Below are 23,117 nucleotides of genomic sequence, written 5' to 3'. Positions count from 1 at the left end.
GAGCACAGCGTCAGCGATCAGAGTGTGGCTTTGAATGTGGGGTTTATGGCGCGGTTACAACAAATTGAACTGAGTCGGCGCATAAGATCAGCCACGATCAGTCAGCGCGACGGTCGTCGGGCGCGAGTGATTTTGCTGGCCGCTCAAGGTTGTTCTCGTAACGAGATTGCCCAGTTGACCGGTCTCTCGGTTGTTTCAGTTACACGCTGGTGCAAGCGTTTTCAAGAGCTGCGTCTGCAAGGTCTGGTGGATCTGCCCGGACGAGGTCGCAAGCCATCCTTGCCGGCCGAAGCGTTTAAGCGAGTCATTGAGCAAGTGGTTCAACCGCGTATCGGTCAACCTCGCTGGAGCTGTCGAAGCATGGCGCGAGTCGCCGGTATTTCACCGGCCAGCGTCCAGCGCATATGGGCCGCCAACGACATAAAGCCGCACCTGACACGCACCTTCAAACTGTCCAAAGATCCAAAGATCCAAACTTCCAAGAGAAATTCTGGGACGTCATTGGGCTGTATCTGGGGTCATGCCGAGATAAGGGAAAATTAGGACATTAGACCTATAGCAGCATGATTTAATTAGCTTTTTATGGATCTGCGTAATTGCATCTCACTTGACCACCTAATTGCATCGCCACTGACCAGTCATTTGCATTCGCGCTGACCAGCTGTTTGCAGTTGATGGGTGTCAGCGGGTGCCACTCAGGGTGAGTACGTCAGCCAAGCACTGAAGGACTGCAACCGACCCAGGCTGTGTGAAAACGCCAGTGATTGTCTAACCTTCTGGTCATCTAGATCGTATCGGGGGCGATCATGAAGCGATTCATTGAGGGTGAGACTCGGACGCAGGTGACGCTGCTGCCGGAGTGTCTGGACGATTACGTAGCCGAAGAAAATCCAGTGCGCGTGGTCGATGTTTTCGTCGATGAACTCGACCTGGGCGCACTTGGTTTTGAGGGTGTCGCTCCTGTTGCAACGGGTCGTCCGGCCTACCACCCAGCGGTGTTGCTTAAGTTCTATATCTACGGCTACCTCAATCGGATTCAGTCCAGCCGCCGGCTTGAGCGTGAGGCCGAGCGCAACGTTGAGTTGATGTGGCTAACGGGGCGTTTGGCTCCGGACTTTAAAACCATTGCCGACTTTCGCAAAGACAACGGCAAAGCCATTCGCAGCGTATGCCGCCAGTTCGTAGTTCTTTGCCGCAACCTCAATCTCTTCTCTCAGTCGATCATCGCCATCGACGGTAGCAAATTCAAAGCCGTCAATAATCGCGACCGCAACTTCACTCAGGGCAAGGTGAAGGCACGTATGCAGCAGATCGAGCAGAGCATTGATCGATATCTAGCGGCGATGGATTCGGCGGATCGGGCAACGCCCGAAGTGGCCGAGGCCAAAGCAGAGCGGCTTAAAGAAAAAATAGAAACACTGAAAAAGCAGATGCAGAAACTCAAGGAAATCGAGGCGCAACTCCATGAAAGTCTAGACCAGCAGATCTCCCTCACAGACCCAGATGCACGCTCAATGGCCACGAGCGGCCGAGGCACCGGAACGGTTGGCTACAACGTACAAACAGCTGTCGACGACAAACACCATCTGATCGTTGCCCATGAGGTGACCAACGTTGGTAATGATCGTGGGCAACTGAGCAACATGGCGAACCAGGCGCGTGAAGAAATCGAGGCCGAATCGCTAACGGTGGTGGCCGACCGAGGCTATTACAAAGGTCTGGAAATCCTTGCTTGCGAGCAAGCCGGCATCACTGCCTTCGTACCGAAACCCCTCACATCAGGCAGCAAAGCCGAAGGCAGATTCGGCAAACAGGATTTCATATATCTTATTGCGTCGGACGAGTATCAATGCCCTGCGGGGCAGTTACTAACCAAGCGGCATTCGTCGATGGAAGACGGCATGTTATTGCATTGTTACTACTTCTCGGGCTGCCAGTCCTGCTCAATGCAAAAGCAATGTCCTACGGGTAAGGAGCGCCGAGTGAAGCGCTGGGAACATGAGGCTGTAGTCGACGCGATGCAGGTTCGGCTAGAACATGATCCAGCGATGATGAGGGTTCGTCGACAGACCGTTGAACATCCTTTTGGAACGCTCAAGTACTGGATGGGAAGTACCCACTTCCTGACCAAAACCCTGCCCAGGGTGAGCACTGAGATGAGCCTTCATGTGCTCGCCTACAACCTCAAACGAATGATGAACATCTTCGGCATCGCAGGACTGCTTGAAGCGATCAGGGCGTGAAACCAACTGCTTGATCGTCCGTGAGTGGCTGTTTGTGCCGCTGACGCGGCCCAAACAGCATTACGAACGCCTATGTAGCTGACTAGGGCAATTCACGCTTTCGCCTGCTGGTTTCGTAGGTAACGCACAAAATTCTCAGCTCTCGACGTATTCAGTGCGTTTTCACACAGCCTGGACCCGAAGCAGCCTATGGCAACAGGCAGGTATCACTGGCGCACCTCTCCCGCATTGCTCAGCGAATGTCTGCGCGCGCTACCCACAGGTACGACAGCGCGAACAGGCTGAGTAGTAGCGAGGTGTTCTTCGCCAGGCCCCAGAAGAGGACCGCGCTGTAAGCAAACTGACAATTGATCACCCGCAGCGGGTGCTCGGTCTTGGCCTTTAGCTTCGCCTTGGCCATCAAGAGTGTACACAAAGCCCCGATATGAGGGTTGCGGACATTACTCAGCAGGACACGCGTTCAAGGTGCCCCCAGCGCCGAATGATCTGCTTGGTCAGGTCGCCTAACTCTGCGGCGACCAGATCTGGCACGGGCATCTCGAATGCCGGTAGCAGTGCGTTGTGCGGTCGGGTCAGTAGTGCGCCATGGCAACCCGCAGCTTGCGCCCCAGCCGTATCCCAAAGATGACAAGCGACCAGGAGCAAGTCCGCCATCTCGACATTCAACTCCCGGGCAACCAGTTGATAGGTTTCCGGGGCGGGCTTGAATTTGCCCACAGCCTCGACACTGAAGCTGCGCTCAAAGAACTCAGACAACCCGGCACGCTCAAGTGCCGAAGGTGATGAACCGCTCGCCGAGTTGCTCAGAGTCACCAGCCGAAAGCCTGCATTACGCAAGCTGTTGAGCGCCGGCAGTACATCCGGGTGCGCGGGCATAGTGCTCATCCGTGCCTGCAGTTCATCCATGTCGCTAGCGTCGAGCGTGGTGTCATGGATAGATGCGAGCATGCGCAGGGTGCCTACGGCCAGCTCGCCAAATGGGCTGTAGCGCCCGCACAGGGTCATGGTTTGCGAGTAGAGAATCAGCTGCGCGAACCACTCGCGCAAAACGGCTCGATCACCAAATACACGCTCGAACAGCGGTCCGAGCGTGGTGATATCGAGCAGGGTTTCATTCACGTCGAAAACGATGATCGGGGCGAACCTGTGCTCTGCCATGAAGAACCTCTTTTTCGTGATGCTGCACGCTTCTGCGCACACGCTGTTTTCGTTGGAGGCGCCCTAACGTGCTAGATACCGGCCTGGGCAAATACCCGCAAAAAGTCTTCCGGCTCAGGGCGCATACGATAGTTCTCGGTGAGACCCGCATACATCAGCACGCCGCTGGCCTCACTGTGTCGCTGTCATAGCCTAGAGCTTAGAGGCCAGCAGCGATGTCGTCGCGGCGTAGTTGCTCGGGTATAGCGCGCGGCGCGAGGCCTCGTCGCCTTGTGCCTTGAATTCGACATCCTTGCCAATCATGCGTGCGTGGGCAACCGCTGGACGGGCGTTCACCGCCTGGAACCAACGATCCACTTCCGAGAACTCTCTTATCCGTCCCATGCCTAGGACAAGGTCTGCGCGGTCGACCCAGGCCCATGTGGCGATGTCTACAATAGTGAAACTGTCGCTCACGATGAACTCACGCCCCTTGAGGCGCGTATTGAGCACGTCGTAATGGCGCTCGGCCTCTCGCAGATAGCGGTTTTGCGCATAGGGAATCTTTTCCGGAGCCGCACGTTGGAAATGCACCGATTGGCCGGAGAAAGGCCCCAGGCCCGAAGCGACGAACATCAGCCATGACAGCAATTCGCCGCGATCCTCAGTGTTCCCGAGGAACTTCTCAGTCTTTTCAGCGAGGTAGAGCAGGATGGCATTACTGTCGAATACAACGGTGCCGTCATCGTTGATAGCCGGAACCTTACCGTTGGGGTTCAAGGCTCGGAACGCCAGCTCGTGCTGCTCGCCCTTGGCAGTGTCCACGGGCACCAGCTCAAACGGCAGCTCGGCTTCTGCGAGGAATAGGGCAACCTTCATCGGGTTCGGGGTCGGGTGGTAGTAGAACTTCAGCATGATGTCTTCCTTTTTGGATAAGCTTCTCAAGCGGCGCCTTCAGGGGCCAGTTGGTCTTGAGTTTTCAGATCGAAATCCGAGGCGTCATGTCGTTCGTGCAGTTGCTCTGACGGCTCGCCCCAGGTGCGGTTTACCTTGCGGCCACGCTGAACGGCGGGCCGCTCAAGAATCTCTTCGGCCCAGCGCCGCAGGTTCTTGTAGCTTTCGACCTGCAGAAACTCGCCCGCGCCATAGGCCTTGCCCAGCACCAGGTTGCCGAACCAGGGCCAGGTGGCGATGTCGGCGATGGAGTATTCGTTTCCGCCCAGATAGCGGTGCTCGGCCAACTCGCGGTCGAGCACGTCCATCTGGCGCTTCACTTCCATCGTGAAGCGGTTGATTGGGTATTCGAATTTCTCCGGCGCGTAGGCGTAGAAGTGCCCGAACCCGCCGCCCAGATAGGGGGCCGAGCCTTGCAGCCAAAAGAGCCAGTTGATGACCTCAGTGCGCGCCGCGGCTTCCTTAGGAAGGTAGTGTCCGAACTTCTCCGCCAGATAGAGAAGAATCGCGCCGCTTTCAAAAACACGACTGCCGGTTTCGGTATCGAAAAGCGCCGGGATTTTCGAGTTTGGATTAACTTCGACGAAGCCCGACGAGAACTGGTTTCCTTCGCCAATCTGGATCAGGTGTGCGTCATATTCCGCACCTGCTTCGCCCAGCGCCAAGAGTTCCTCAAGCAGGATGGTGACCTTCTGGCCATTGGGCGTGCCCAGCGAATAAAGCTGTAGAGGATGCTCTCCACTCGGCAGAGTGGCCTCGTGTGTGGGCCCGGCAATGGGGCGGTTAGTCTTGGCCCATTCCCCGCCATTTTCGGCGTTCCAGGTCCAGACTTTGGGTGGTTCGTAATTGTTCATGCCAGACATGATCCAGACCTCTTTCTTTCATGTTAGGGGCAGGCCCATGCTCGGGCGCTGCTGGATTTCGGACAAACACTGGGTGTGGCGGGTTATCAGCTTTCCGCTCAGTTATTCGTCTCGGCCAACTGTTGCAAGATACGCGTGTAATTCTCGACCCCTTGCGCACCAGTTACGAGGTGGCGACGGTTGAAGATCATCGCTGGCACACCCCGAATGCCCTGGTTAATCCAGGCGCTTTCGGCAGTACGCACGTCTGTGGCAAAGCGCTGATCTTCAAGAACGGCTAGGGCCTCGGCCCGTTCCAATCCGACTTCTGCGGCCACATCCGCCAGCACACTGTGGTCAGACAGGTTCCGGCAACTGGTGAAGTCAGCCGCAAAGAGGGCCTGTTTCAAGTCGTGCATGCGCCCTTGCTGATCGGCCCAATGCAGAAGCTGATGCAGGTCGAACGTGTTGCAACGTTGATCATTTGCCACACCACGGTTTTTTCATCGGCGTTAAAGCTGCTGTTAAGAAACTGGGCATGCAGCACTTGGTGTGCCCTCAAGCAAACCGGGGGCTTCGACCATCACTGCATGCAAGCCTGGAATCATGCCAAAGCCTTTCTGAGACTTCTCCAACAGGGAACTTGGCTGCGTCAGGTGCGCTGTTCTGGTCGTGCAGAGTAAAAGTGCTCATTGAGAGGCATCTTTTTTGAGTGATCGTTCAAATATGAGATCAATCCTAATTGCAGCCTGGGGTGCAGTCAAACTAATATTGAGCGATCACTCAGATTCAGTCCAGCCGGTTACACTGAGGCCTTTTATCCGAGAGACAACGATGTCCCGCACTGCTCGCTTTGATCGCCAAGTCGCCCTAGATAGAGCGGTTGAACTGTTCTGGTCAAGAGGTTATTACGCTTCTTCGCTGAAGCATATTGAGGCGGCTTTGGACATGCGCCCCGGCAGCCTCTATGCCACCTTTGGTAGCAAAAGTGGTCTATTTGCCGAAGCGCTTGAGGCTTACGCCGCCCGTGCCGGTGATGACTTTCGTCAGATAATCGAAGGATCTCCGGACGTTGTAAGCGGGTTAAAGCGCTATCTGCGCTCATTCGCCCGGCCCTGTAGCGGCGACGCGCAAGCGCCTGCGCAGGCTTGCATGCTGATTAAGACCTTGCTTGAGGTTAATGCCGAGGACGCCGCATTACGGACTCAGGTCGAGGCAATGCTTGCAACCATCGAACAGGGACTTTGTGAGGTGCTCGAGCAGGCCAAGGCAATGGGGGAGTTGCGTGCTGATGTTGAGTGCCCGCGGCTGGCCCGCTTGCTCCAAACGCAGATCATCGGATTGCGGGCGTTTGCCGAGCGCAATGTGCCCACTGATCAGATAGCAGCGCTTGCTGACGACATGGCCGACATGCTCGATGCCTACCGAGCTGGCTGAGCTGGTCCTGATGTCTAGACCCAGTGATAGTCCCTTCTAGCCGTTCTCTGGCGGTCGTCACTACCGCGTGTGCTGGTCAAGTCGAATGCAAACGGTTGGTCAGCACGAATGCAATTGACTGGTCAGTGGCCATGCAAATGGGTGGTCAAGTCCATGCAATTACGCAGGATCGTCATTTCACACAAAAAAACACAAAATTCGGTTCTTTCTGCAATGGTTATAGGCCCTTTTTGAGGTCCATCGCTAATGCATAAGATTTTCCGGATGGTACTCCCCGACGTAGCCTGCATAGGCTTGCAGCTGGTTTACCAACACCACAGTTAACATGGGTTCATGTCCAAGGTTTTGCCGGTATGTGTAAACCGCGTTTCGCGTCATGTCACCTTGGAATTAGTGCCTTAGAAAGCCAATATTCGACTGCCTAACCGAACGTCTTAAGTGCCAGAACAAAAATTTTCCGCTCGCGATGGACACCCCGCTTCAGAGTTCTTTAGAATTCTGTTCATGAAATCTATACCACCTCTTTGCGATACCGACCTCCAAGCCTTGAACACGGCTTACAGGCAAAGCGAGAAGCCCATTTTGCGCCGTCGGGCTCATGCCATTTTGCTCAGTCACAAGGGCTATACCCTCAGCCAGATCAGCGGCATTCTCGATGTCACTCGCCCAACGGTATCGATTTGGCTTGATGCTTGGAAACCGAGGGTTTGCAAGGCCTCGATGACAAACCACGCACCGGTCGCCCCATGATCTACGACGAACAGGACCGGGATAGACTCAAGGCCCTGGTGTCAGAGGAGCCTCATCAGATCAAGGCTGTTCAGGCACGCTTGCAACAAGAAACGGGTAAAACCTCCTGCACGATGACCATCAAGCGGGCTTTAAAAAAAGCTGGGGTATAGCTTCAAGCGGGCTCGCCGCTCCTTGAAAGAGCGGCGTGATGAAACCGACTTTCGCAACACCCAGAACCTGCTGCAAGAGCTCTGGAAATGGGAAGACCACGAAGAAGCCGAGCTGTATTACTTCGATGAGTCCGGCTTTTCGCAAGTCTCCTCCCTGCCTTATGCCTGGAGCCCCGTGGGTCAGCCGCTGGAGCTGCCAGCCTTCTCGCACAGCCGACGCCTCAACGTGCTAGGTTTTCTCAGTCGCCGGGGAAAACTGGTGTATCACACCACCACCGACACGGTGACCACGCCGGTGGTCATTGAAGCCTTTGATCGTTTGCTGGGGCAGAAATCGCCGCAGACCTTTGCCATCGTCGTGCTCGATAATGCCAGCATTCATCGCTCTGCCTTGTTTAAGAGCAAGGAGCTGGAATGGCGGGCACAACGGCTTTATGTAATCTTCCTGCCCCCGTACTCACCCGAGCTCAACCTGATCGAAATGCTCTGGAAGAAAATCAAGTATGAGTGGTTGCCTGTCACGGCCTATCAGAGCTTCCAGTCACTCACCGATCATGTGCTCAACGTGCTGTCAGGCTATGGGGAGAGATATAGGATCAATTTTGTTTAGGTACTTAACCGGTACCCTCAAGATCGAAGATCTAGACTAATGGTTTACGTTGTAAGAGCGAGCCGGCGGCATTTTCCTCGAAGGCTTTAGCCTCCTCGATATAGCCGTGTACGGTGCCATCGTGCCGCCAGCCACCCTGGCGCTTGATCTCCAGAAAGTCCGCCCCGGCACGGTAAGCACTGGTGGCCAACCCTCGGCGCAGGCTGTGGCTGCTCATCTCTGGCACATACAACAGTCCCGCTGCTTCGGCACGCGCTGCCAGGATGGTATTGACGCTCCCCTCGTGCAGCGCAACATTGCCGACGACGCCCCAACGGCTAATGCGCCGAAACAACGGGCCTTGCTCAATTTGAGCCGCATCCAACCAGTGTCTTAATGCTTTCGTTGGGCAGCAGAGGCTGTCGCCATACGGGATCGCTCGCTCCAGCCCCTCACCCTCTTGATCAGTTTTGGAACGCGGCAGCGTGATCCGTAGGTCTTCCCGTTCCCACTGCAAGTATTGAATCCCCAGCGTGACCAGCTCACTGCGGCGGAACGCGCCGAAGTACCCCACCTGTAACAGCGCGCTGTCGCGCAGCGCCGCCAGCCCTTCGAGCGTGTTCAGGTGCGCCACGATGAGTTCGAGATCTCCCAGAAGCAGGGCCTTGGCTCTGTGTCGAGGGCGCCCATGCACCCGCTCGATCCCGCGCAAGGTCTTGCGCACGGTGGCGCTGGCGGCCGGGTCGGGAAAGCCCTGATAGCGGTGCCATTGCGCCAGCGCGGTCAGGCGCAGCGCCAGGGTCCGCGGGTTCAGCACTTGCGCGAAGGACAGCAGGTAGCGAATCAGCGCAGCTTCATCGCACGGCAGGACGCCGCCACAGGCCTGAAAGTGGCGGATGGCCGAGCGGTAGGTGCGACGGGTGTTGTCGGAGGTAGCGGCCGCGAGAAAACGTTGGTGTTGCTCCGCCCATTGCTCAGGCGTGGCGAGCGTACCGGCGGTACGCGCCGGCACCGCCGCTTCTTCGGGCAGTACCGAAGGGAAGCTTTCGTGGTTATTGCGGGCTGTCATCACGAAACGCCTGTTTAGGCCCTGTGTACCGCAGATTATAGAAGCGAATGCCGATCGTGAGCGCCTAACTCACGATAACTGACCTTATCGTGGGTTAGCGGGCAGTCTCAACGGACTTAACTATTCTGTACTTAAATTGATGTATTACGTTGTCCATAATACGGTACGAAAAAATCCGAGGTGGTGATGGCCCGTTCCAGTGTCCTCTATGTGCATGTCGCAAACGCAGCGGCCCGGCTGGTGGCCGACGGCCACAATCCGACGATCGACGGTATCCGCGCGGCTTTGGGCGGGACCGGTAGCAAAAGCACGATTGCCCCCTTGTTAAAACGCCGGAAAGCCGTGCACCCCAGCACGCTGGCCCAGGCCGAGCTCGGCCTTCCGGCCGAACTGGTGCTGGGGTTGAAAGGTGTCTACGAAAAAGTGCAGGCGGATGCAGCTCTGCAAGTCGAGCAGACTGTGCAGCTGCATCAGATAGCCACCACTGCCTTGCAGGAGCAGTTGCAGCTGAGTTTTGCGGAGCGGAACGCCTTAGCCAGTACCCAAGAAAAGCTGATCGGATCGCTCACAGCAGCCAACGAGCGGACCCAGGGATTGGAGGAAACTGTGCAGCGTCAGGAGATCGCCCTGGCCAGCCTGGGCAGTGAAAAGGTTGGGCTCGAACAGCGCCTGGTCGACCGCGTTTCCGAGGTCGCCGCACTGACTCAACAACTTCAACAAGTGCGGGTACAGTTTGAGCATTTCCAAGCATCAGTCGCGCAACAGCGCGCCGACGAACGCCGGGCCGCGGAACAACGCCATAGTCGACAGGAACAGGAGCTGACAGAGCTTCGGCAGCGTCTGCTCGCTCAGCAAACCCGACTGGGCGAACTACAGGCGCAGGAACAACGCTTGGCGCAGGACCACGATCACCTATAGAGAACCCTGCTAACGACGCAAGCGACGCTCGCGCAGAGCCAGATTGAGCATGAGCACGTCATACGTCAATTCACCGAGTTGAAACAAATGCATCAGGCGCTGGAACAGCACTATGTCCATGGCGAGCAGCACTTGGTTGAGGTACAGACGAACTTGGCCGTGACTAAGCGAGAGCGAAGCCTGCTGGCGGAGCGCTTAACCCACACTGAAACCCAACTAACCGAACTGACCACAGAAAAGCAGCTTCTCTTGCAAGACAAGGCGGTGTTATCCAGTCAGCTCGCTGAGTACCGAACGCCTCAGGCAACTTGATGGGTTGCATAAGCGACTGTGCTCCATCAGTGTCCCTGCGCGCAGGCTGGTTTGATGACTACAGGGACTGCACTGCCAGTAACGCAGCTCCGCACGTTGGAATTGCGAAGATTTATCGTGGGCGCATTTTGGACAGCGGAAACCCTGTGGCCAACGCGCCTGGATCAACTGCGCCTCGCATTGTGCCTGCATCCCGTATTGCGCTGCCTCAGTTCGGGCAAAACAGCCCCTTTTGAAACTGAGGTTTGAGGTGCAGTGGAACGGAAAGCTGGGTTAAGCCTCTGGCGCCTGGTCGTCGAGCCTGTGTGCGACACTACTGCCAAGCCGCAGGGCGAGCCGGATGATGTCGTGAATGCCGAACTGGCGCAGCGCTGGCCGACGCCTTCTGGCTGTGTCGGCGGCATCGCAGGCCTCGTTCCATGCTTTGCGTTTCTTGCGGCGCGCTCGCAGGCCATCAACCAACATCGTTCGCTCGGCGTCGTTCAGTCCGTCAACAGAGGCATGGCTTTTCATGCGGCCTCCGTGACAGCCATTGCTGTATTGGAAAGCTTTGCACTTTCATTTCCTGCTTGATCTGCCAGGCAATGACTCGCTTCATGGCCGTCGCTGTAGCGTCTTGCAATCAGGCTTCTTTGAACAGAACTTCGTCGAAGTTGCTGCCAACCCCCGGTGTCAGGCTAGTTGTCGCCTGAGCTGATTTATCAAAACGATAGATCGGGGGCGTCAAAGAGAGCTGCAATGTCGAGTTATTCACCTGAGCGTAAAGCTGCCCTTATCAACAAATTACTGCCGCCGCAAAACATGTCTGTGGCCGAGTTGTCTCGTCAAGAAGGCATCGCGCCAGCCACCCTATATGCTTGGCGCGCCAAACTCAAAGCTGGAAGCGCAGTGGTGCCCGGAGATAAAAACAACGCCGATGACTGGCCAGCCGAAGCCAAGTTTGCGGCGGTATTGCATGCCGCTACGTTGAGCGAGATTGAGCTCAGCGAATACTGTCGCAGCAAGGGTTTGTACCCCGAGTAAATCAGCGCCTGGCGCCAAGCCTGCATCACCGGCCAGATGTCCGCCAAAGCACAGCTCAAGGCTGAGCGTGATCAGGCGCGTGCCGACAAGAAACGCATCGCCGAGCTGGAGCGCGAACTGCGTCGTAAAGATAAGGCACTGGCAGAAACCGCCGCGATCTTGGTGCTGCGAAAAAAGATGAATACCTTCTGGGGAAGCGACAGCGAGGACGTTTGACCTCGCTGCCAGAACGGCAACAACTCGTTGAACGCTTTAACCATGCCGTCGCTTCTGGTGCGCACAAGGCGATTGCCAGCGAAGAGATCGGGCTGTCGCTGCGCAGCCTGCAACGCTGGGCGCTGACACCTGTTATGCAGGCCGATGTGCGCACCACCACGCTACGGACACAGCCGCCGAACGCCCTGAGTGAGCAAGGCGCGGCGCGATCTTGGCGGTCTGCAACAGCGCGCCATTCGCCAGCTTGCCACCCAGCCAGATCGTGCCTAGGCTGGCCGATCAGGGCCGTTACCTGGCCTCGGAGGCGACCTTTTACCGCGTCCTGAAAGCGGCCGGTCAGCAGCACAAACGCGGCCGCAGCCATGCGTCACAGAAGCACGCCGCACCGACCACGCACCGCGCAACGACGGCCAATCAGGTCTGGTCGTGGGACATCACCTACCTACCATCGCCGGTGTGCGGCAAGTACTACTACCTGTATTTGGTCGAGGATATTTACAGCCGCAAGGGCGTGGGCTGGGAGGTTTACGAAGAAGAAAGTGGCGCGCACGCGTCCGCCCTGATGGAGCGCACCGTGCTGAACGAACGCTGCGTCGGGAAGCCTTTGGTGCTTCACTCGGACAACGGCGCGCCGATGAAATCGTCGACGTTGTTGAGCAAATTGTACGATTTAGGCATCACCCCGTCGCGCGGACGGCCACGGGTAAGCAACGACAATCCGTATTCAGAATCGCTGTTTAGAACCCTGAAATACTGCCCGCAATGGCCCAAGGACGGCTTTGCAGATTTGGACGCTGCTCGCTGCTGGGTGCGCGATTTTATCCGCTGGTACAATCACGAACACCGCCACAGCCGGATCCGCTTCGTAACCCCTGCGCAGCGTCATCGCGGTGAGGATCAAGAGGTACTGGCCAAGCGTCATGCGCTGTACCAGCAAGCCCGCAATCAACACCCGCATCGCTGGTCGGGCGCCACGCGAAATTGGCAGCCCATCGGGGCCGTCACGCTCAACCCAGAGAGGGAGCAACCGGCACTGAAAATGGCGGCATAAAAAACACGGCTGAGGCGACAAATACCTTGCAAAAGGCCGCCAATTGGCCGCTATTATCGCGAATCCATTGGCAGCTGATATGTATTGACCCGTCAACCCCAAGAGGCTGGCGATTGCAAGTCAGTGGGTTTTCAAACGCGAGTCACTACAACTACTGGCCGGAGCTCGGCAAGGGCACGCCAGACTCCGCCAGGATGCGGTAAGTGCAGCGGCGATCGCCAGCGAGGAAGTGCTCGACGCGCTCAACCGTGACACCTACGCCGAGAACCGCACGGAACAGCGTCAGTTCGCCGCCGCAGAGCTTGGCGCAAAGGTGCGCTGCTTTGGCGATCGCACAGTGATTCTCGACGAGTTCGATCGCCCCATTCCGGGCCGGGCTGCACTCGGCCATAAAGCCTTCCTCACGGCGGATCCTGACCAGTGCGGCGACGCGCTGGGCTAGTGGCAGATCCGGGCTGGGCATCTGTGCGCGATAGGCGACCACCTGTTGGCGCGTCCATTCGTCGGTGAGTTGTTCCAGGCCTTCTTCGCCGAAGACGCTCTGAACCACCTGCAGCATGCCAACCGCGAGCTGGGCGTGGCGATCCGGGAATCGCCCATGGGCCTCGGCTGTCAGCTGCCAAATACGTGCAGGTCGTCCCAGTTTGCGCTGCTCGTCGCTGAACTCGACCAAACCCTCTGCGTTCAGGACGGAAAGGTGCTGGCGCACGGCCATAGCCGTGACGGCCAACTGTTGCGCTAGTGCAGCGGTCGACTGAGCCCCGTCCCTCTTGAGCAGGAATAGGATGCGATCGCGACCGGAACCGGGCTCTGACGCGCTCACGCTGGCAGCTTGCATAGTCGCTTCTCTTTTCACTCATTTTGAAAACACATTATTGACAATTTATGGGCTTTGGTCTAGGGATTATTTTAGATTGTAAAGTAATTACTTTCGAAAAGACTTAAGATACAATCTACTTTGCAAAGTATCTTATAGCCCCGCTGGGCAATCGGCGAGTGCGTTGATGACGCCATCACCCGCTAGGATCCGCGCGCGGTGGTGTCGCACGCTCCGCCGCGCCGCAATAAGTAGGAGGAACCAATGGCAATCACTTTGACGGAAAAAGCAGCGAAACAAATCCAGGCGCAACTGGCGAAGAACGGCAAGGGCTTGGGTCTGCGCTTGGGTGTGAAAAAAGTCGGCTGTTCCGGCCTTGCATACACATTCGACTACGCCGACGAAGTTCGGGCTGGAGACCATGTGTTCGAGTCGCATGACGCGATGCTGGTGGTGGATGCTGTCAGCCTGCCATTTCTTGACGGCTCAGACGTTGATTTCGTCAAGGAAGGATTCAATGAGAGTTTCAAGTTCAATAATCCCAACGCCGCGAGTGAGTGCGGCTGTGGTGAGAGCTTCAATCTGAAAGGTATTTAACCAACACTTCGCCCCAGTAGTCGCAAAGTGACCGCTGGGGGCGGGCAGGAATGCCGCATGGGTGAGAGTTAATACTATCGAGGTAAACATGAGTGCGGTATTGCAAAACCTGGTCAATCAACCCTACAAGCATGGTTTCGTCACCGAAATCGAGTCGGATGTCGCGCCGAAGGGCCTGAATGAAAACATGATTCGCCTGATTTCGAGCAAGAAAAATGAGCCCGAGTGGCTGCTCGAATTTCGCCTCAAGTCGTACCAGGCATGGCTCAAGATGACTGAGCCTGAGTGGCAAAATTGTCACTATCCGAAGATCGATTACCAGGCGATTAGCTATTACGCCGCGCCCAAGATCAAAGCGAAGTTAAACAGTTTGGACGAGGTCGATCCCGAGTTGCTGCGTACCTTCGAGAAGCTTGGCGTGCCCCTGCATGAGCGCATGGCGCTGGCGGGCGTTGCGGTCGATGTGATTTTTGACAGTGTCTCGGTAGCCACCACCTACAAACACAAGCTGGCCGAGGTCGGCGTCATTTTTTGCTCGATGTCGGAAGCGGTGCTGGAGCATCCCGAGCTGGTCAAGAAGTATCTCGGTAGCGTGGTTCCCAGCGGCGATAACTTTTACGCCGCGCTCAACTCGGCGGTATTCACCGATGGCTCGTTTTGTTTTATTCCCAAGGGCGTCAAGTGCCCTATGGATTTGTCGACCTACTTCCGCATCAACACCGAGGAGTCAGGGCAATTCGAGCGCACGCTGATCATTGCCGAGGAGGGGGCATCCGTGTCCTACCTGGAGGGTTGTACTGCCCCAGCGTTCAGCACCAATCAGCTCCATGCGGCGGTGGTCGAACTGGTCGCCCTCGACGACGCCGACATCAAGTATTCAACGGTGCAGAACTGGTATGCGGGTGACGAAAACGGCGTCGGTGGCATTTACAACTTCGTGACCAAACGAGGCCTTGCGAAAGGTGTCAACTCGCGTATTTCGTGGACCCAGGTCGAGACCGGTGCGGCGATTACCTGGAAGTATCCCTCGGTGGTTTTGCTGGGCGACAACTCGATTGGTGAGTTCTATTCGGTCGCGGTGACCAATAACTATCAGCAAGCCGACACCGGCACCAAGATGATCCACATTGGCAAAAATACGCGCAGCACGATTGTCAGCAAAGGCATTTCCGCAGGCAAGTCGAACAACAGCTACCGTGGGCTGGTCAAGGTTGCGGCCAGTGCGACCGGTGCACGCAATTATTCGCAATGCGACTCGATGCTGATTGGCGAGGAATGCGGCGCCAACACCTTCCCCTATATCCAGGTGCTTAACAACAGCGCCCAGGTTGAGCACGAGGCGTCAACCTCGAAGATCGGTGAAGACCAGATGTTTTACTTTGCCCAGCGCGGTGTCGATGCCGAGGGAGCGGTCTCGATGATCATCAATGGCTTCTGTAAAGACGTATTTCAACAATTACCACTGGAGTTTGCGGTCGAGGCGACCAATCTCCTCAGTTTCAAACTTGAAGGAAGTGTCGGATGATTTACCCAGACAGCAAGATTTTGCTCGAAGTGCGTGGACTATGCGCAACCGTGAATGGCATCGAAATTCTGAAGGATCTTGACTTCACGGTGAAGAGCGGCGAGATCCACGCCATCATGGGCCAAAACGGTTCCGGCAAGAGCACCTTCGCCAAGGTACTCGCGGGCCACCCTGCCTATGAAGTGACGGGCGGCACCGTGCTGTTCGAAGGCAAGAACCTGTTTGAGCTGAAACCCGAAGAGCGCGCGCAAGCCGGATTTTTTCTGGCCTTTCAGTACCCGATCGAGGTGCCCGGCGTCGGTAACGGCCAGTTTCTGCGCCTGACTTACAACACAATCCACAAACAGCGCGGCAAGGACGAGCTCGACCCGCTTGAGTTTGACGACTTCGTGCGCGAAAAGATGAAGCTGCTGGAAATGAGTCCCGATTTCCTTGACCGCAGCGTCAACGCAGGTTTCTCCGGTGGCGAAAAGAAGCGCAACGAAATACTGCAGATGGCGTTGTTAGAGCCGCGCGTGGCGGTCCTAGATGAGACCGATTCCGGCCTGGACATCGACGCTCTCAGAATTGTCGCCCAAGGCGTCAACCAGCTTTCCACCAAGGACAATGCGATTGTGATGGTGACGCACTATCAGCGTCTGCTGAACTATATCGTGCCCGACTACGTGCACGTGATGGAAGGCGGACGCATCATCAAGACCGGCGGCAAGGCGCTGGCACTGGAGCTTGAGACGCGCGGCTACGAGTGGGTTAGCGCCGAGCACAAGGCTGAAGCGAGTGTGCCCGCATGAGTGCAGCCACCACACCGACTCCGGCGATTGCCGGGCCTTATCTGGAAAGCCTTTTGGCAGGACAGCCGCAGCAGGCGGCGAGTCCCTCGGCGTGGCTCAAGGCGCTGCGTGCGGAGGCGGTCGAGCGCGTGGGCGTGTTGAAACTTCCAACCACGCGAGACGAGGAGTGGCGCTTTACCGATATTTCTCTACTCAGCAAGACCTCGTTTGCGTCAGCGCTCAGTGCCACTTGTCTGGAGGCGGCAGATGTTGCTCACTTTTTTATTGAAGAAGCGAACACCCGACTGGTGTTTGTTGATGGTATCTATGCGCCGCAGTTGTCCAGTGCGAGTACCGACAGCAGCGTGGTGGTGTCCAACCTGACGGCAGCGATGGCAACGCACGCGGCGGTAATCAAGCCGCATCTCGGCCAGCATGCACCATTTAGCAAGGATGCATTCGCCGCGCAAAATACCGCATTTCTGCACGATGCCGCAGTGGTCATCGTCCCGCGTGACGTATCGGTGGCAGCCCCAGTCCATTTGCTGTTTATTGCGACCCAAAAAGATGTTGTGAGCACGCCGCGTTGCCTGGTGCTTGCCGAGGCGGGCAGCGCCGTAACAGTGATCGAGGATTACGTTGTGTTGTACCAGCCGCGTTGGCAAGAAGATGCCCACTTCACCAATGCTGTCACCGAAGTCGTACTGAAAGACAATGCGCATGTGACGCACATCCGGGTTCAGCGCGAAGGCAGTCAAGCGTTTCATATTGCAAACTGTTCGGTGTCGCTCGGGCGCGCCAGCAATTACCAGTCGGTGAGCGTCGCGCTGGGCGCGCGCATTTCACGCTACAACCTGAACGTGCTGCAAACGGCAGAGGGCGCCACCTGTGCGCTTGACGGATTGACGCTGATCTCCGGCAGGCAACTGGCCGACACCCATAGTTGCATGGACCATGCCCATGCCCACGGCAGCAGCCGCCAACTGCACAAATGCATCATCGGCGGCAGTGCCCATGCGGTCTTCAACGGCAAGGTTATGGTGCGCGAAGGCGCGCAGCGTACCGACGCCCAGCAGTCAAATCGCAATCTACTGTTGACCGCGAAGGCGCACATCGATACCAAGCCGCAGCTGGAGATTTTTGCTTCTGACGTCAAGTGCACGCATGGTGCGACCGTTGGCCAGCTCGACAGCGAGGAGGTGTTTTATCTGCAAAGCCGCGGGCTGACCGAGGTCGCTGCCCGTAACCTGCTGACCTATGCGTTTGGCGCCGAGATCATCGACCGCATCCCTATCGCATCACTCAAGCGGCAACTCGAGCAGGCGGTGCTCGAACAAACTGGAAGCATGCCATGAACGCCCTTCAGACTGCACGCAAAGTACCAACGGCGCCATGCCTCGACGTCGAGCGGATTCGTGCCGATTTTCCGATCCTCAAGCTGCAGGTCAACGGCAAGCCGCTGGTCTACCTCGACAACGCGGCGTCGAGCCAGATGCCGCAGCAGGTGATTGATCGCATGGTGCGTTATCAGACCACGCAGCACGCCAATATCAATCGTGCAGTGCATACCCTGTCAGAGATCGCGACCAACGAATACGAGGAAGCACGGCGCAAGTTGCAGCATTTCATCCATGCGCGTGAAGAACGCGAAGTGATCTTCACCAGCGGCACCACCGAAGCCATCAATCTGGTGATGCACGGCTACGGCCGCAAGTTCATTGGGCCCGGCGACGAAATTATCCTGACCACGCTCGAGCACCATTCAAACATTGTCCCGTGGCAGATGCTGGCGGAGGAAAAAGGCGCGACGATTCGTGTGGTACCGATTAACGACGCTGGCGAGCTACTCATAGACGAATACGAAAAGCTATTTAACGAGCGCACCAAATTTGTTGGCGTGATGCACGTCTCGAACGCACTGGGCACGATCAACCCGATCAAGCAGATGATCGCCTTGGCCCATGCTCGCGGCGTGCCGGTGCCGGTGCTGGTCGATGGGGCGCAGGCCGCACCGCACATGCAGGTTGATGTGCAGGATCTGGACTGCGACTTTTACGCGTTTTCGGGTCACAAGCTGTGCGGCCCGACCGGCATCGGCGTTCTCTACGGCAAGGCTGCGTTATTAGAGCGGATGCAGCCCTTCAAGGGCGGCGGCGACATGATTTTGTCGGTCACCTTTGAAAAGACCACCTACAACACGATTCCGCATAAATTCGAGGCCGGTACACCGCCGATTGCGGCTGCGATCGGACTGGGTGCCGCCATTGATTATCTGTCTGCCATCGGCATGGGCGCCATACGCGAGCACGAGATGACCTTGCTCGACTACGCCAGCGAGCAGATGGTTCGACTGCCAGGCGTGCGCATTATCGGCACCGCCCGCGACAAGGCCTCGGTCATATCGTTCATCGTCGACGATGTGCACCCGCATGACCTGGGGACCCTGCTCAACCAGGAGGGCGTCGCAGTGCGTACCGGACATCATTGCGCGCAGCCGGTGATGCAGCGCTTCAAGGTGCCTGCAACGTCACGCGCTTCGTTTGCGTTTTACAACACCCTGGCAGAAGTTGATGCGCTGATCGCTGGCATCCGCACCGTACAGAAGGTGTTTTCATAATGGCCGATCCCAGAACTTTGTATCAAGAGGTCATCCTCGACCACAACAAGAAGCCGCGCAATTACGGCGCGCTCGCGCACGCGAACCACCACGCCGCGGGCCACAACCCGCTGTGTGGCGACCATATCGACTTGGCGCTGCAACTCGGTGGCGAGTGCGTCGACGACATCGCATTTCAGGGTGAGGCATGCGCCATCTGCAAGGCGTCGGCGTCGATGATGACGGTGGCCATCAAAGGTAAGACCCGGGTTGAGGCGGAACTGCTGATTCAGGAATTTATCGATATGGCGACCGGCAAGCTCGATCTGAACGGCGATCACCACCTCGGACGGCTGATGGTTTTTGCCGGCATACGCGACCTGCCGGTGCGCTTCAAATGCGCAATTTTGCCGTGGCACACACTGCGCGCCGCATTCAGCGCCGTTGATAACATATCGACCGAGGCCGAGCATGATCCGATGCACATGACTATCGGTGATGCCTGAAGATGAAAATATTTTTCTTCAAAGAACGCAGAGATGTTTCAGGTTTGCTCCGTTCCTGCATTCCTTATCTGGGCCAATCCAACTTTGTATTGAGAGAAAGCGATGCTGACAGCAACTGACTTACGAGGCTACATCCTGGATGGCCTGCCAAGCGATCACATCGAAGTGCGCGGTGATGACGGACAGCACTTTGAAGCGGTGATCGTCAGCCCGCAATTCACCGGCAAGAACATGGTGCAGCAGCATCAACTGGTGTATCGGGCACTGGGCGAGCGCATGCGTTCAGAGATTCACGCGCTATCGATACGAACCTTCACGCCTGAAGCCTGGGTCAAAGACGGCAACTAAATCACTTTGGAGAATAATCATGATGGATGTTCAGAAAAGAATTAACCAACAAGTAACGACGAACCCGGTTGTGCTGTACATGAAGGGCACGCCGCAGTTCCCACAGTGCGGCTTTTCTGGTGCGGCGATCAAGATGCTCAAGGCTTGTGGCGGGCCGGATCTCTTCACTGTGGACGTGCTGGCCGACCCGGAAATCCGCAATGGCATAAAATCCTACGCGAACTGGCCGACCATTCCGCAGCTTTATATCAAGGGCGAATTTGTCGGTGGTTCGGACATCATGCGCGAGATGTTCGAGCAGGGTGAACTGCAAAAATTGCTGCAAGCAGCAGTGGAATAAGTTTGAGAAAATTACCATGCCAAAAATTGCTGAAATCGAAGATACGCCCAACCCGAATGCGGTGAAGTTCACGCTCCATGAGCCGCTGACCTGGGGCATTTCGCATTCTTACGAGAACGCAGAGCAAGCCAGGGACGATGTGCTCGCCTCCACGCTGTTCGACATTGAGCACGTAAGCAATGTGTTTTACGTGGATCGCTGGCTCACGGTCACGCAGGATGGCGCTGCCGACTGGCCGGAGCTGGTGCGCCTGATTGCCGTGCCACTGCGCGCCGCACCGGCAGCGGCGGCGCAATCGGCCGCCACAGTTTTCGCGGCGCGCACGGCAACCCTTGATCTCTGCGCCGAAGATCAGCAGCGCCTTGAGCATATCAACGTGCTGCTGGATTCCCAGATACGCCCCTATCTGAAAAGCGATGGTGGCGATCTGCATGTGGTTGGCTTGGCCGGCAACCAACTCAGCGTGCACTACCAGGGCGCTTGCGGCACCTGTCCAAGCTCGATATCCGGCACGCTCAAAGGCATCGAAAATCTGCTTCGAACGATTGAACCGGAGATCGAAGTCTTGCCTGTTTAGAGATGAGATGAAGATGAAGATGAAAAATTTGACACCCGTTGAACTGGCCGATTGGCTTACGACTGACCTGCGTTTGAAGCCCGTGTTACTCGACGTACGTGAGGAGTGGGAATTTCAAGCCGGTCATATTGACGGATCATTGGCGATGCCAATGAATACCATTCCCGCCAGGCTGTCCGAACTGGACACGCAGCAGCCGATAGTCTGCATCTGCCACCATGGCGTTCGCAGCATGCAGGTTGCGTTATTTTTAGAACGGAATGGTTTTACAGATATTAGAAACCTGACAGGTGGCGTCCATGCGTGGTCGCAGCAAGTTGACAGCGCGATACCGATCTATTGAATCACGACCAATTTTAGAGGGATTGCATGCGCAATCCCTAACGAGTCCTAAGCGGCGGGACGACGGATTCAGCGCAATTTAATACAAGGGGCTTCGCCATGCAGAGCACTGAACAATCCTACAGCCAACAGCCCGCGCCAGGCGCCTCATCCCACGCGGCCGTCGGGCCCGAGAAGTTGCCCGGAATCCGTCATATCATCGCTGTCGGCAGCGGCAAGGGTGGCGTCGGGAAATCCACGGTGAGCGTCAATCTGGCGCTCGCGCTGCAGCAGCTAGGGTTGCGCGTCGGAATAGTAGACGCCGACATCCTTGGCCCCAGCATCCCCGGGATGCTGGGCATTGCGACGGGTGAGCCTCCAGCGATGACCCCGGACAACAGGATGATCCCGGCGCAGCGGCACGGCCTGAAGGTGGTGTCGATGGGCATGCTCACCGGCGACGATAACCCGGCCGTCCTGCGCGGGCCGATGGTGGGCAAATACCTGAATATGTTCGTCGGCGGCGTGCAATGGGGGCCGTTGGACTATCTGATCCTCGACCTCCCACCCGGCACCGGCGATACCCAGTTGACGCTGGCGCAGAGCATGCCGCTGTCGGGCGTGGTGATCGTGACCACACCCCAGGCCGTGAGTCTCAAGATCGCCCGACGCGGCTTGCGCATGTTTGAGAAAGTACAGGTGCCGATTCTCGGGATCGTCGAGAACATGCGCACCTTCACCTGCTCCCACTGCGGTGAGAACACGGATATCTTCCGTCAGGGCGGCGGCGAGCAGATGAGCCAGGAGCTTGGCGTCCCGTTCCTGGGCGCCTTACCGCTGGATGCCGATGTCGTCACCTGCGGTGATGAGGGCAGACCCATCGTGGCGGACCAACCGAAGTCGGTCAGCTCTTTGGTGTACGCCGCCATCGCCGCAGCGCTGGTTGAGAAGCTCCAGGCGGCGGTCGCGACGCTCAAGCCCTTTGTCTGGAAGTGGGACAGCAACGAGGGGGCGCCGGCCTGGCTGGAAGACGCGGTGCGGCCTGCGGGAGCGCGCAACACGCCCATCGGCCTCCTGCGCCGCGATCCGCGTACCTTGTCGATCCTCTGGGAGGACGGTCATCGCGACGACTTCGACGTGCGCGACCTGCGCCTAGCGTGTCATTGCGCCCTCTGCGTCGAGGAGATGAGCGGACGCAAGCTGCTCGTTCCCAAGACGGTGCGCGCTGATGTGAGCCCGCTCCAGATCGTGAGCGTGGGCAACTACGCGCTCGGCTTCCATTGGAGCGATGGCCACAACAGCGGCATCCATTCGTTTAACGACCTGCGCGCCTCGGGCGAGCGCGCTGCGGCGAGGAACGTCGAAAATGTCTGAAGCCCTGACTGTGGATAGGGCGTCTGCAAATCCGACGCTGGCGGAACAGCCGGTCAGCATCCGCGCGGAGACTTCGCTCGCCGACCCCGACAGCTGCAAGTTCACCGTGAGCCGCAGCTTGCATCCCGGCGGCCCCTTCTTCTTCGGCAACAGGGAGCGGGCTGCCGGGTCGCCGCTCGGCGAACGACTGTTCGGGCTTTCGGGTGTGGCCAACGTGCTCATTGCCGGAAACGTGGTGACCATCGGCAAGGAACCTAACGCCTCTTGGTCTGGACTGAAAGCGGCCATCGGCACGGCGATCCGGACGCAGCTGCTCAGCGGCGTGCCGGTGATCCTGGAGATGGCTGCCTATGCCAGCACTCAAGGAAGGTCCGACGTCGAGCTTGGCGTGGTCGTTCAGCAACTGCTGGACAGGCAAGTCAATCGTTCCATCGCGAACCACGGTGGGAAGATTTCACTCGTGGACGTCCGCCAAGGCAAGCTTTTCATCAGCATGAGCGGCGGCTGCCAGGGCTGCGGGTCTTCTCAAGTCACCCTGCGGCAGGGCTTGGAAGTGATGGTGAAAAGAGTCGCTCCAGAAATCGTGGAAATCGTCGATGTCACGGATCACGCCGCAGGTAAGCAGCCTTTCTACCCGAGCCATGAGTAGACCT

General features: G+C 57.3%; 23 protein-coding genes and 4 pseudogenes. 19 read left to right on the top strand and 8 right to left on the bottom strand.

Annotation, left to right across the window (positions count from 1 at the left end):
• Positions 1 to 45: 45 nt before the first annotated feature.
• Together ACVBEG_RS14605 and ACVBEG_RS14600 are read left to right on the top strand one after the other, a co-directional pair.
• A pseudogene (locus tag ACVBEG_RS14605) lies at positions 46 to 515 on the top strand (helix-turn-helix domain-containing protein); the annotation flags it as partial.
• A 291-nt stretch (positions 516 to 806) separates the two neighbouring features.
• Complete coding sequence (locus ACVBEG_RS14600) at positions 807 to 2,243, top strand: IS1182 family transposase (protein ID WP_322178709.1); 1,437 nt, start codon at positions 807 to 809, stop codon at positions 2,241 to 2,243.
• A 206-nt stretch (positions 2,244 to 2,449) separates the two neighbouring features.
• Here ACVBEG_RS14600 and ACVBEG_RS14595 read toward each other — a convergent pair.
• The 5 genes and pseudogenes from ACVBEG_RS14595 to ACVBEG_RS14575 form a co-directional block, all read right to left on the bottom strand.
• Positions 2,450 to 2,640, bottom strand: a pseudogene (locus tag ACVBEG_RS14595) (IS5/IS1182 family transposase); the annotation flags it as partial.
• Positions 2,641 to 2,687: 47 nt separating this feature from the next.
• Positions 2,688 to 3,401, bottom strand: coding sequence for a haloacid dehalogenase type II (locus tag ACVBEG_RS14590; protein ID WP_322178710.1), 714 nt, complete (start codon positions 3,399 to 3,401; stop codon positions 2,688 to 2,690).
• Positions 3,402 to 3,593: 192 nt separating this feature from the next.
• Positions 3,594 to 4,295, bottom strand: a complete 702-nt coding sequence (locus tag ACVBEG_RS14585) for a glutathione S-transferase family protein (protein ID WP_322178711.1) — start codon at positions 4,293 to 4,295, stop codon at positions 3,594 to 3,596.
• Positions 4,296 to 4,321: 26 nt separating this feature from the next.
• Positions 4,322 to 5,197 carry a glutathione-dependent disulfide-bond oxidoreductase gene (gene yghU, locus ACVBEG_RS14580; protein ID WP_322178712.1) on the bottom strand — a complete coding sequence of 292 codons (876 nt, stop codon included), beginning with the start codon at positions 5,195 to 5,197 and terminating at the stop codon, positions 4,322 to 4,324.
• A 98-nt stretch (positions 5,198 to 5,295) separates the two neighbouring features.
• Complete coding sequence (locus ACVBEG_RS14575) at positions 5,296 to 5,667, bottom strand: DsbA family oxidoreductase (RefSeq protein ID WP_322178713.1); 372 nt, start codon at positions 5,665 to 5,667, stop codon at positions 5,296 to 5,298.
• Positions 5,668 to 6,010: 343 nt separating this feature from the next.
• Between ACVBEG_RS14575 and ACVBEG_RS14570 the strand changes: the two genes are divergently transcribed.
• Both ACVBEG_RS14570 and ACVBEG_RS14565 read left to right on the top strand, forming a co-directional pair.
• Positions 6,011 to 6,613: a TetR/AcrR family transcriptional regulator gene (locus ACVBEG_RS14570; RefSeq protein ID WP_322178714.1), complete on the top strand. Its 603-nt coding sequence runs from the start codon at positions 6,011 to 6,013 to the stop codon at positions 6,611 to 6,613.
• A gap of 498 nt (positions 6,614 to 7,111) precedes the next feature.
• Positions 7,112 to 8,125: pseudogene (locus ACVBEG_RS14565) on the top strand (IS630 family transposase).
• A 31-nt stretch (positions 8,126 to 8,156) separates the two neighbouring features.
• On the opposite strand, the gene ACVBEG_RS14560 reads toward ACVBEG_RS14565, so the two are convergent.
• Positions 8,157 to 9,173 carry a site-specific integrase gene (locus tag ACVBEG_RS14560; RefSeq protein WP_322178715.1) on the bottom strand — a complete coding sequence of 339 codons (1,017 nt, stop codon included), beginning with the start codon at positions 9,171 to 9,173 and terminating at the stop codon, positions 8,157 to 8,159.
• A gap of 186 nt (positions 9,174 to 9,359) precedes the next feature.
• On the opposite strand from ACVBEG_RS14560, the gene ACVBEG_RS14555 reads away from it, so the two are divergent.
• Entirely contained in the window at positions 9,360 to 10,091 is a 732-nt protein-coding gene (locus ACVBEG_RS14555; RefSeq protein WP_322178716.1) for a DNA-binding protein, read from the top strand.
• Positions 10,092 to 10,358: 267 nt separating this feature from the next.
• On the opposite strand, the gene ACVBEG_RS14550 is transcribed toward ACVBEG_RS14555, so the two are convergent.
• Positions 10,359 to 10,595 (bottom strand): transposase, encoded by a 237-nt coding sequence (locus ACVBEG_RS14550; protein WP_369125024.1) that lies wholly within the window; start codon positions 10,593 to 10,595, stop codon positions 10,359 to 10,361.
• 156 nt (positions 10,596 to 10,751) lie between these two features.
• Between ACVBEG_RS14550 and ACVBEG_RS14545 the strand changes: the two genes are divergently transcribed.
• Both ACVBEG_RS14545 and ACVBEG_RS14540 read left to right on the top strand, forming a co-directional pair.
• A complete protein-coding gene (locus ACVBEG_RS14545; protein WP_323569514.1) occupies positions 10,752 to 10,976 on the top strand; it encodes a hypothetical protein in 225 nt (74 codons plus the stop codon).
• A gap of 165 nt (positions 10,977 to 11,141) precedes the next feature.
• A pseudogene (locus ACVBEG_RS14540) lies at positions 11,142 to 12,693 on the top strand (IS3 family transposase).
• Positions 12,694 to 12,844: 151 nt separating this feature from the next.
• On the opposite strand, the gene ACVBEG_RS14535 reads toward ACVBEG_RS14540, so the two are convergent.
• Positions 12,845 to 13,531, bottom strand: coding sequence for a helix-turn-helix transcriptional regulator (locus ACVBEG_RS14535; RefSeq protein WP_322178718.1), 687 nt, complete (start codon positions 13,529 to 13,531; stop codon positions 12,845 to 12,847).
• Positions 13,532 to 13,774: 243 nt separating this feature from the next.
• Between ACVBEG_RS14535 and ACVBEG_RS14530 the strand changes: the two genes are divergently transcribed.
• The 12 genes from ACVBEG_RS14530 (at position 13,775) to ACVBEG_RS14475 (ending at position 23,113) form a co-directional block, all read left to right on the top strand.
• Entirely contained in the window at positions 13,775 to 14,107 is a 333-nt protein-coding gene (locus ACVBEG_RS14530) for a HesB/IscA family protein (RefSeq protein ID WP_322178719.1), read from the top strand.
• Between the two features lie 88 nt (positions 14,108 to 14,195).
• Positions 14,196 to 15,632, top strand: a complete 1,437-nt coding sequence (gene sufB, locus ACVBEG_RS14525; protein WP_322178720.1) for a Fe-S cluster assembly protein SufB — start codon at positions 14,196 to 14,198, stop codon at positions 15,630 to 15,632.
• 20 nt (positions 15,633 to 15,652) lie between these two features.
• Complete coding sequence (gene sufC, locus ACVBEG_RS14520) at positions 15,653 to 16,423, top strand: Fe-S cluster assembly ATPase SufC (RefSeq protein ID WP_322183102.1); 771 nt, start codon at positions 15,653 to 15,655, stop codon at positions 16,421 to 16,423.
• Positions 16,420 to 17,757 (top strand): Fe-S cluster assembly protein SufD, encoded by a 1,338-nt coding sequence (sufD, locus tag ACVBEG_RS14515; RefSeq protein ID WP_323569515.1) that lies wholly within the window; start codon positions 16,420 to 16,422, stop codon positions 17,755 to 17,757. Before sufC ends, sufD begins: the two co-directional genes overlap by 4 nt.
• Positions 17,754 to 19,019 carry a cysteine desulfurase gene (locus tag ACVBEG_RS14510; RefSeq protein WP_322178722.1) on the top strand — a complete coding sequence of 422 codons (1,266 nt, stop codon included), beginning with the start codon at positions 17,754 to 17,756 and terminating at the stop codon, positions 19,017 to 19,019. The genes sufD and ACVBEG_RS14510 overlap by 4 nt, the downstream gene beginning before the upstream one ends.
• Positions 19,019 to 19,504, top strand: coding sequence for a Fe-S cluster assembly sulfur transfer protein SufU (gene sufU, locus ACVBEG_RS14505; protein ID WP_322178723.1), 486 nt, complete (start codon positions 19,019 to 19,021; stop codon positions 19,502 to 19,504). Before ACVBEG_RS14510 ends, sufU begins: the two co-directional genes overlap by 1 nt.
• 102 nt (positions 19,505 to 19,606) lie before the next feature.
• Complete coding sequence (locus ACVBEG_RS14500) at positions 19,607 to 19,852, top strand: BolA family protein (RefSeq protein WP_322178724.1); 246 nt, start codon at positions 19,607 to 19,609, stop codon at positions 19,850 to 19,852.
• 22 nt (positions 19,853 to 19,874) lie between these two features.
• Positions 19,875 to 20,192, top strand: a complete 318-nt coding sequence (gene grxD / locus ACVBEG_RS14495) for a Grx4 family monothiol glutaredoxin (RefSeq protein WP_322183104.1) — start codon at positions 19,875 to 19,877, stop codon at positions 20,190 to 20,192.
• A 16-nt stretch (positions 20,193 to 20,208) separates the two neighbouring features.
• Positions 20,209 to 20,769: a NifU family protein gene (locus ACVBEG_RS14490; RefSeq protein ID WP_322178725.1), complete on the top strand. Its 561-nt coding sequence runs from the start codon at positions 20,209 to 20,211 to the stop codon at positions 20,767 to 20,769.
• A 13-nt stretch (positions 20,770 to 20,782) separates the two neighbouring features.
• Complete coding sequence (locus ACVBEG_RS14485) at positions 20,783 to 21,112, top strand: rhodanese-like domain-containing protein (RefSeq protein ID WP_322178726.1); 330 nt, start codon at positions 20,783 to 20,785, stop codon at positions 21,110 to 21,112.
• Positions 21,113 to 21,210: 98 nt separating this feature from the next.
• Complete coding sequence (locus ACVBEG_RS14480; RefSeq protein WP_322178727.1) at positions 21,211 to 22,464, top strand: P-loop NTPase; 1,254 nt, start codon at positions 21,211 to 21,213, stop codon at positions 22,462 to 22,464.
• The gene (locus ACVBEG_RS14475; protein ID WP_322178728.1) at positions 22,457 to 23,113 is read left to right on the top strand and encodes a NifU family protein; all 657 of its coding nucleotides are present in this window, start codon (positions 22,457 to 22,459) and stop codon (positions 23,111 to 23,113) included. Before ACVBEG_RS14480 ends, ACVBEG_RS14475 begins: the two co-directional genes overlap by 8 nt.
• The last annotated feature ends 4 nt before the right edge of the window (positions 23,114 to 23,117 follow it).

It is taken from the genome of Pseudomonas sp. GG8 (assembly GCF_052976945.1).
This window is presented reverse-complemented; position numbering and strand designations above follow the sequence as displayed.

What these genes read in the sequence shown, in the direction of transcription:
- ACVBEG_RS14535 (WP_322178718.1), bottom strand. Translation starts at nt 13,531, where the DNA reads ATGCAAGCTGCCAGCGTGAGCGCGTCAGAGCCCGGTTCCGGTCGCGAT.
- ACVBEG_RS14500 (WP_322178724.1), top strand. Translation starts at nt 19,607, where the DNA reads ATGCTGACAGCAACTGACTTACGAGGCTACATCCTGGATGGCCTGCCA.
- sufU (WP_322178723.1), top strand. Translation starts at nt 19,019, where the DNA reads ATGGCCGATCCCAGAACTTTGTATCAAGAGGTCATCCTCGACCACAAC.
- ACVBEG_RS14480 (WP_322178727.1), top strand. Translation starts at nt 21,211, where the DNA reads ATGCAGAGCACTGAACAATCCTACAGCCAACAGCCCGCGCCAGGCGCC.
- ACVBEG_RS14585 (WP_322178711.1), bottom strand. Translation starts at nt 4,295, where the DNA reads ATGCTGAAGTTCTACTACCACCCGACCCCGAACCCGATGAAGGTTGCC.
- ACVBEG_RS14485 (WP_322178726.1), top strand. Translation starts at nt 20,783, where the DNA reads ATGAAGATGAAAAATTTGACACCCGTTGAACTGGCCGATTGGCTTACG.
- ACVBEG_RS14490 (WP_322178725.1), top strand. Translation starts at nt 20,209, where the DNA reads ATGCCAAAAATTGCTGAAATCGAAGATACGCCCAACCCGAATGCGGTG.
- ACVBEG_RS14550 (WP_369125024.1), bottom strand. Translation starts at nt 10,595, where the DNA reads ATGCAGGCACAATGCGAGGCGCAGTTGATCCAGGCGCGTTGGCCACAG.
- sufB (WP_322178720.1), top strand. Translation starts at nt 14,196, where the DNA reads ATGAGTGCGGTATTGCAAAACCTGGTCAATCAACCCTACAAGCATGGT.
- ACVBEG_RS14600 (WP_322178709.1), top strand. Translation starts at nt 807, where the DNA reads ATGAAGCGATTCATTGAGGGTGAGACTCGGACGCAGGTGACGCTGCTG.
- ACVBEG_RS14555 (WP_322178716.1), top strand. Translation starts at nt 9,360, where the DNA reads ATGGCCCGTTCCAGTGTCCTCTATGTGCATGTCGCAAACGCAGCGGCC.
- ACVBEG_RS14570 (WP_322178714.1), top strand. Translation starts at nt 6,011, where the DNA reads ATGTCCCGCACTGCTCGCTTTGATCGCCAAGTCGCCCTAGATAGAGCG.
- ACVBEG_RS14475 (WP_322178728.1), top strand. Translation starts at nt 22,457, where the DNA reads ATGTCTGAAGCCCTGACTGTGGATAGGGCGTCTGCAAATCCGACGCTG.
- ACVBEG_RS14530 (WP_322178719.1), top strand. Translation starts at nt 13,775, where the DNA reads ATGGCAATCACTTTGACGGAAAAAGCAGCGAAACAAATCCAGGCGCAA.
- ACVBEG_RS14590 (WP_322178710.1), bottom strand. Translation starts at nt 3,401, where the DNA reads ATGGCAGAGCACAGGTTCGCCCCGATCATCGTTTTCGACGTGAATGAA.
- ACVBEG_RS14510 (WP_322178722.1), top strand. Translation starts at nt 17,754, where the DNA reads ATGAACGCCCTTCAGACTGCACGCAAAGTACCAACGGCGCCATGCCTC.
- grxD (WP_322183104.1), top strand. Translation starts at nt 19,875, where the DNA reads ATGGATGTTCAGAAAAGAATTAACCAACAAGTAACGACGAACCCGGTT.
- sufD (WP_323569515.1), top strand. Translation starts at nt 16,420, where the DNA reads ATGAGTGCAGCCACCACACCGACTCCGGCGATTGCCGGGCCTTATCTG.
- ACVBEG_RS14560 (WP_322178715.1), bottom strand. Translation starts at nt 9,173, where the DNA reads ATGACAGCCCGCAATAACCACGAAAGCTTCCCTTCGGTACTGCCCGAA.
- yghU (WP_322178712.1), bottom strand. Translation starts at nt 5,197, where the DNA reads ATGTCTGGCATGAACAATTACGAACCACCCAAAGTCTGGACCTGGAAC.